Below are 6,000 nucleotides of genomic sequence, written 5' to 3' on the forward strand. Positions count from 1 at the left end.
TTAAAGTTACTGCTCCATTAGTTATGTTCACATGGTAAATTTGCTACTGTTGCTGAAGTCTTGCAAGCTGATTGACATGAATTTGCACACTCTTTACATCCTGGCTTAACTACACTAGCTTTAAGTGTACCAACGTTTATTGTCTTAACGTGCTTCATATTAACTCCTCCTTTAAATTACAAATTTCCAAAGATAAGCCTACCATGTTAATTATACCAACGATAACTGTCAAGTTCAAGTATTATTCATTCCCTTTTAATACCATACCTATCATTCCCGATAAAACTCCTATTATTAAAGAAGTTATAAATAAAATGATATAACTTCTAAAATTAACTGTACCTTTATCAACTAAATATGCAGCTAAAAACATAACTAAAATAAATAAAGCACCTATAATAGCACCATGTAAAAATCCTCTTTTGCCTATTTTTAAAGCTCCATAAATTGCTGCATAACAAATTGAAACTATTGTTATTATCCAAGTTATAGTCTTATAATAAGATTCGTTTATTTGAGCAAAATAAGCAACAGCAGTTAAAATTAAAATTAGAACTAAAGCTAATATTACTCCCCTTAAAATTGCTTTTGCATAAACCAACATAAAATTTTGTAACTTTTGTTTGTCCATTTTTGACATAAGCCCACCCCCTTAATAAATACTTATGAGGTGGGCTTTTCAATTATTACTCCTTTGTATATCCATATTTTCTAAAAAACTCTTCCTTAAAGTCTAATAAGCTATCTTCCATAATAGCCCTTCTTATATCCTCCATAAGCCTTAGTAAAAATCTTAAGTTATGAATTGTTGCAAGCCTTGCAGCAAGTATTTCTTTGGCTTTAAATAAGTGTCTTATATAAGCCCTTGAATAATTTTTGCATGCATAACAATCACATTCATCATCTAAAGGTCTAAAATCCTCTGCATATTCTGCATTTCTTACAACAAGTTTACCCTTGCTTGTAAAAACTGTACCATTTCTAGCTATTCTTGTAGGAAGAACACAGTCAAACATATCTATTCCTCTTATAACTCCCTCTAAAAGAGCATCAGGGCTTCCAACTCCCATTAAATATCTTGGTTTATTTTCAGGTAAAAGAGGAACAGTCCATTCAAGAACTTGATACATAATTTCCTTTGGCTCACCAATGCTTAACCCACCAACTGCATAGCCTGGAAAATCCATCTTTACTGTTTGCCTTGCACTCTCTTGCCTTAGATCTTTAAACATACCTCCTTGAACTATTCCAAATAAAGCCTGTTTCTCTGGCTTTCTATGAGCCTTTAAACACCTTTCTGCCCATCTTAAAGTCCTTTCCATTGAATTTTTAGTATAGTCATAGTCTGCCTCATAGGGTGTGCACTCATCAAATGCCATTATAATATCTGCACCAAGAGCATTTTCAATTTCTATAGCCTTTTCTGGAGATATAAAATGCTTTGAACCGTCTATATGGGACTTAAAAGTTACTCCTTCTTCTGTAATATCCCTTAAATCACTTAAACTAAAAACTTGAAAACCTCCGCTATCTGTTAAAATAGCCCTATCCCAATGCATAAAATTATGAAGTCCACCTGCTTTTTCAATTAGTTTTTCTCCAGGTCTTAAATAAAGATGATATGTATTACTCAATATTATTTGAGCTCCTATTTCTTTAAGTTCTTCAGGAGTCATAGCTTTAACAGTAGCCTGTGTTCCTACAGGCATAAAAATTGGAGTATCAATAGTTCCATGAGGGGTATGAAGTTTCCCAAGCCTTGCTCCTGACTGCTTACAAACTTTTAAAAGCTCAAATCTTATTGCTGACATAATCTACCTCCTATTTTATAAACATAGCATCTCCGAAACTGAAAAACCTATATTTTTCCTTTACAGCTATATTATACGCCCTCATTATATTTTCTCTTCCTGCAAACGCACTAACAAGCATAATCAAAGTTGACTCAGGAAGATGAAAGTTAGTAATAAGGCCATCAATAATCTTAAATTTATAACCTGGATAGATAAATATATCTGTCCATCCTGAACTTGCCTTTACATATCCATTCGCATCAGCAACTGTCTCAAGAGTTCTACAGGATGTAGTTCCAACTGCTATAACCCTTTTCCCTTCTTTTTTAGTTTGATTTATTATTTGAGCATTCTGCTCATCAATATTATAAAATTCTGCATGCATCTTGTGTTCTTCGACGTTTTCTACCTTAACAGGCCTAAAAGTTCCAAGCCCAACGTGTAAAGTTAAAAAGGCTATTTTTACTCCTTTTTGTTTTATTTTTTCAAGAAGCTCATTTGTAAAATGAAGACCTGCTGTTGGAGCTGCTGCTGAACCTTCAACCTTTGAGTAAACCGTTTGATATCTTTCCTTATCATCAAGCTTTTCTTTTATATAAGGTGGAAGGGGCATCTCTCCTAACTTATCTAAAACATTTTCAAAAATTCCATCATAATGAAACTCAACAACTCTACCACCGTAATCAGTATTTTCTAAAATAGTGCATTCCAACTCACCATTTCCAAAGACAAATCTAGTTCCTATTTTAGCCTTTTTACCTGGTTTTACTAAAGTCTCCCATTTATCTTTGTCTATTCTCTTTAAAAGGACAAACTCAACCTTTGCTAAAGTATTTTTTTTAACTCCAAAAAGTCTTGCAGGTATAACCCTGCTGTTATTTAAAACTAAGCAATCTCCAGGATTTAAGTATTCTACTATATCTTTAAATATTCTATGTTCTATATCTCCTGTCGTTTTATCAAGAATCATAAGTCTAGACATATCTCTTTGTTCTAAAGGCTTTTGAGCTATAAGCTCTTGTGGTAAATCAAAATAAAAATCTTTAACCTTCAACTTCAAACCCTCCTAATTTTATTCCTAAATGTTCATAGGCAAGCCTTGTTGCAATTCTTCCTCGATGAGTTCTGCTTATAAACCCAATTTGTAAAAGATACGGTTCGTAAACATCTTCTATGGTTTCAGCTTCCTCGCCAATAGCATAAGCTAGAGTATCTATTCCAACAGGTCCTCCACCAAATTTTATTATTATAGTTTCAAGAATTTTTCTATCTGTATGATCAAGCCCTAACTTATCAATATCCAAAAGATCTAAAGCTTTGCTTGCGGTATCCATGTCAATAAAACCATTTCCTTTAACCTGCGCATAATCCCTTACTCGTTTTAGCAATCTGTTAGCAATTCTTGGAGTTCCCCTTGAGCGTCTTGCTATTTCAAGTGCTCCTAGATCATCTATTTCTACATTTAATATTGCTGCAGAACGTTTTACTATAAGCTTAAGTTCATCAACGCTATAAAGTTCAAGCCTTGTTACAACTCCAAATCTATCCCTCAAAGGAGATGTTAACATCCCTGCCCTTGTTGTTGCACCTATTAAAGTAAACCTTGGAAGATCAATTCTTATAGACCTTGCAGAAGGTCCTTTACCTATTATTATATCCAAACAAAAATCCTCCATTGCAGGATAAAGTATTTCTTCAACGCTCCTGTTTAATCTATGAATTTCATCGATAAAAAGAACATCCCTGTCTCCTAAATTTGTAAGTATAGCAGCAAGATCACCGGGTCTTTCTATCGCAGGCCCTGACGTTATTCTAAGTCCTGACCCCATCTCATTTGCTATTATACTTGCAAGTGTAGTCTTACCAAGCCCGGGAGGACCATATAAAAGAACATGATCTAAAGCTTCTCCCCTACTTTTAGCAGCTTGAATAAATATAGAAAGCCTTTCCTTAACCTTTTCTTGGCCTATATATTCGCTAAAAGTTTTAGGCCTTAAACTTCCTTCTAACTCTATATCTTCTGTTTTTAAATTAGAACTTATAATTCTATCCTCCATATATTACACCTAACCCTTCATTAAAAATTTAAGGGCACATTTTATATAATCCTCAACATTATTAGCTTTAACATTCTTTACAGCATCTATGGCTTCCTGTTTAGTATATCCTAAACTCATCAACGCCGCAATAGCTTCCTTTTTAATATCTTCATCAATTTCAACTCTAGCCTCAGTTTCTGTTTCAAAGTCATAATCTTTAAATTTATCCTTAAGTTCTAAAATTATTCTTTGAGCAAGTTTTTTTCCAACTCCTTGCGCTTTGCTTAAAGTTTTATCATCTTTTGATACAACGGCTAAGATAAATTCTTGAGGCGTTATGTTAGATAATAAAGATAAAGCTGCTTTGGGACCTACTCCTGAAACACTAATAAGCATTTTAAAAATGTTTAAAGATTCCCTATCTAAAAACCCATATAAAGAAATATTATCCTCCCTTACATGAAAATATGTGTATACTAAAACATTATTCTTCTCCTTTAATAAATTAAGGTCTCTTAAAGGCATAAAAACAATATATCCTATTCCATTATTTTCTATAATAGCATAATCATCAAAAACGCATGTTATAACTCCTTTAATGTAACCAAACACAAAACCACCTCATTTTATTCTAAACATATCTTTAAATTGACTAGAATGAGCATGACATATAGCAATAGCTAAAGCATCTGCAACATCGTCTGGTTTTGGAATTTCACTTAAATTAAGAAGTATTTTTACCATTTGCTGAATTTGTTTTTTATCTGCTCTACCATATCCAACCACTGCTTGTTTTACTTGCAAAGGAGTATATTCAAAAATATTTAATTTGTTTCTTTGAGCGCAAAGTATTGCTACCCCTCTTGCCTGTCCAACAGTTATAGCTGTTTTTGCATTCATGTTAAAAAAAAGTTCCTCAAAGGCTACAGCATCTGGTTTAAAGGTTTTTATTAAATCGTCTAATTTATTAAATATTATTTCTAACCTTTCAGGCATTGTATTTTTAGGAGTAGTATAAATAGCTCCATAATGAATTACTTTAAATTTATTGTTTATATACTCAACAAATCCATATCCAACAATAGCAATACCTGGGTCAATTCCTAAAATAAGCAACCAAATCACCTTCCTAAACTTGATAATGATATTTTATAACAACAAAAAAGTCCATGCAAGGCTTTGGCATGGACTATGATGTATATTCTTCAATAAGCTCCATAGCATCTTCTAGAGATTCGAATATTTTACCCTTTTTAACTTCTTCTTTGTCACCATCAGGCAAATCTTCTACATTAAGGTCTGTAAGTTTTACAAGTTTAAGCTCTCCGCTTTTATCTACTTGAAAAATTGCAACAAAACCGTCTTGTTCTTTTACAACATAACATCCTTTTGGCCATTCATCTAATATATCCTTTACAGCTAAAACCCTTTTATTGCTAAAATCAATCACAGTATATCCCTTGCTTTTGAAATATTCTTCTGCTTGAGTTTTATTCATCCCAACAACTTCAGAGGAAGCTTTTTCAATTATATCCCTATTATACTCAACACCCTTTAAATATCTTTCCCTTAATACTATTTCCGTCGAAGGTCCAATTATGTTTAAATCAGGAAGTTTTGCGGTATTTTCAATAAGCTCATCTTCAATTGCCTTTTCTTGCAAAATATCTTTGTTCCTTTCAACATACTTTAAGGTTGTATAATACCCTGCTAAAAAACTTGTTGCTAAAGATAAAACAAGTGCAAAGGCTATTCCCACAATCCTTTTCATAACTATCCTCCTTTCATGAGGATAGTATTACCATTTTACTTAAAATTATTCAAAAAATAAAGCTACATTCCTTAAGGTTCTATAATAAATGTTGGGGTGGTAAATAAACCTCAACATTTTTTCTTTAAATACAAAAAAGCACTTTATTCAGATGCCAGCTTTGCTAAAATATAATTAACCCACAAAATATTTTGAAAGGAGGCATCTGATAAAGTGCTTAGGAATAATTTTATCAATAATTTGCTTAATTTAAAAGATGTTTTCGTAAAAAATATTGTAAATGGTGATGATTTCGTTGAATTTCATGTTGAAACTAAAAAAAAATCTCATGTTTGCCCTTCTTGTGGCTCTACTACTTCTAAAGTCCATGACTACAGAACCCAAAAAATTAAAGACG

General features: G+C 32.5%; 9 protein-coding genes. 1 reads left to right on the plus strand and 8 read right to left on the minus strand.

Translation table 11 applies throughout. The features are described 5' to 3' along the window. Window positions 1–17: 17 nt before the first annotated feature. From scfA to C4R78_RS06680, 8 genes are all read right to left on the minus strand, one after another. Window positions 18–158 carry a six-cysteine ranthipeptide SCIFF gene (scfA, locus tag C4R78_RS06645; RefSeq protein ID WP_103896302.1) on the minus strand — a complete coding sequence of 47 codons (141 nt, stop codon included), beginning with the start codon at window positions 156–158 and terminating at the stop codon, window positions 18–20. An 83-nt stretch (window positions 159–241) separates the two neighbouring features. After that, the gene (locus C4R78_RS06650; RefSeq protein WP_103896303.1) at window positions 242–640 is read right to left on the minus strand and encodes a TIGR04086 family membrane protein; all 399 of its coding nucleotides are present in this window, start codon (window positions 638–640) and stop codon (window positions 242–244) included. 46 nt (window positions 641–686) lie between these two features. Next, entirely contained in the window at window positions 687–1,811 is a 1,125-nt protein-coding gene (gene tgt / locus C4R78_RS06655) for a tRNA guanosine(34) transglycosylase Tgt (RefSeq protein WP_103896304.1), read from the minus strand. Between the two features lie 10 nt (window positions 1,812–1,821). Beyond that, a complete protein-coding gene (gene queA, locus C4R78_RS06660; protein WP_103896305.1) occupies window positions 1,822–2,847 on the minus strand; it encodes a tRNA preQ1(34) S-adenosylmethionine ribosyltransferase-isomerase QueA in 1,026 nt (341 codons plus the stop codon). Next, window positions 2,837–3,850, minus strand: coding sequence for a Holliday junction branch migration DNA helicase RuvB (gene ruvB / locus C4R78_RS06665; RefSeq protein ID WP_103896306.1), 1,014 nt, complete (start codon window positions 3,848–3,850; stop codon window positions 2,837–2,839). The genes queA and ruvB overlap by 11 nt, the downstream gene beginning before the upstream one ends. Window positions 3,851–3,859: 9 nt before the next feature. After that, the gene (gene ruvA, locus C4R78_RS06670) at window positions 3,860–4,444 is read right to left on the minus strand and encodes a Holliday junction branch migration protein RuvA (RefSeq protein ID WP_103896307.1); all 585 of its coding nucleotides are present in this window, start codon (window positions 4,442–4,444) and stop codon (window positions 3,860–3,862) included. 9 nt (window positions 4,445–4,453) lie between these two features. Continuing rightward, the gene (gene ruvC / locus C4R78_RS06675; protein ID WP_103896308.1) at window positions 4,454–4,948 is read right to left on the minus strand and encodes a crossover junction endodeoxyribonuclease RuvC; all 495 of its coding nucleotides are present in this window, start codon (window positions 4,946–4,948) and stop codon (window positions 4,454–4,456) included. A 73-nt stretch (window positions 4,949–5,021) separates the two neighbouring features. Then, entirely contained in the window at window positions 5,022–5,603 is a 582-nt protein-coding gene (locus tag C4R78_RS06680) for a hypothetical protein (RefSeq protein ID WP_103896309.1), read from the minus strand. 213 nt (window positions 5,604–5,816) lie between these two features. On the opposite strand from C4R78_RS06680, the gene C4R78_RS09355 reads away from it, so the two are divergent. Continuing rightward, a partial coding sequence (locus C4R78_RS09355) for a transposase family protein (protein WP_146057674.1) occupies window positions 5,817–6,000 on the plus strand: 184 nt, incomplete at its 3' end.

Source organism: Caloramator fervidus, from assembly GCF_900108045.1.
GTDB classification, from domain to species: domain Bacteria; phylum Bacillota; class Clostridia; order Clostridiales; family Caloramatoraceae; genus Caloramator; species Caloramator fervidus.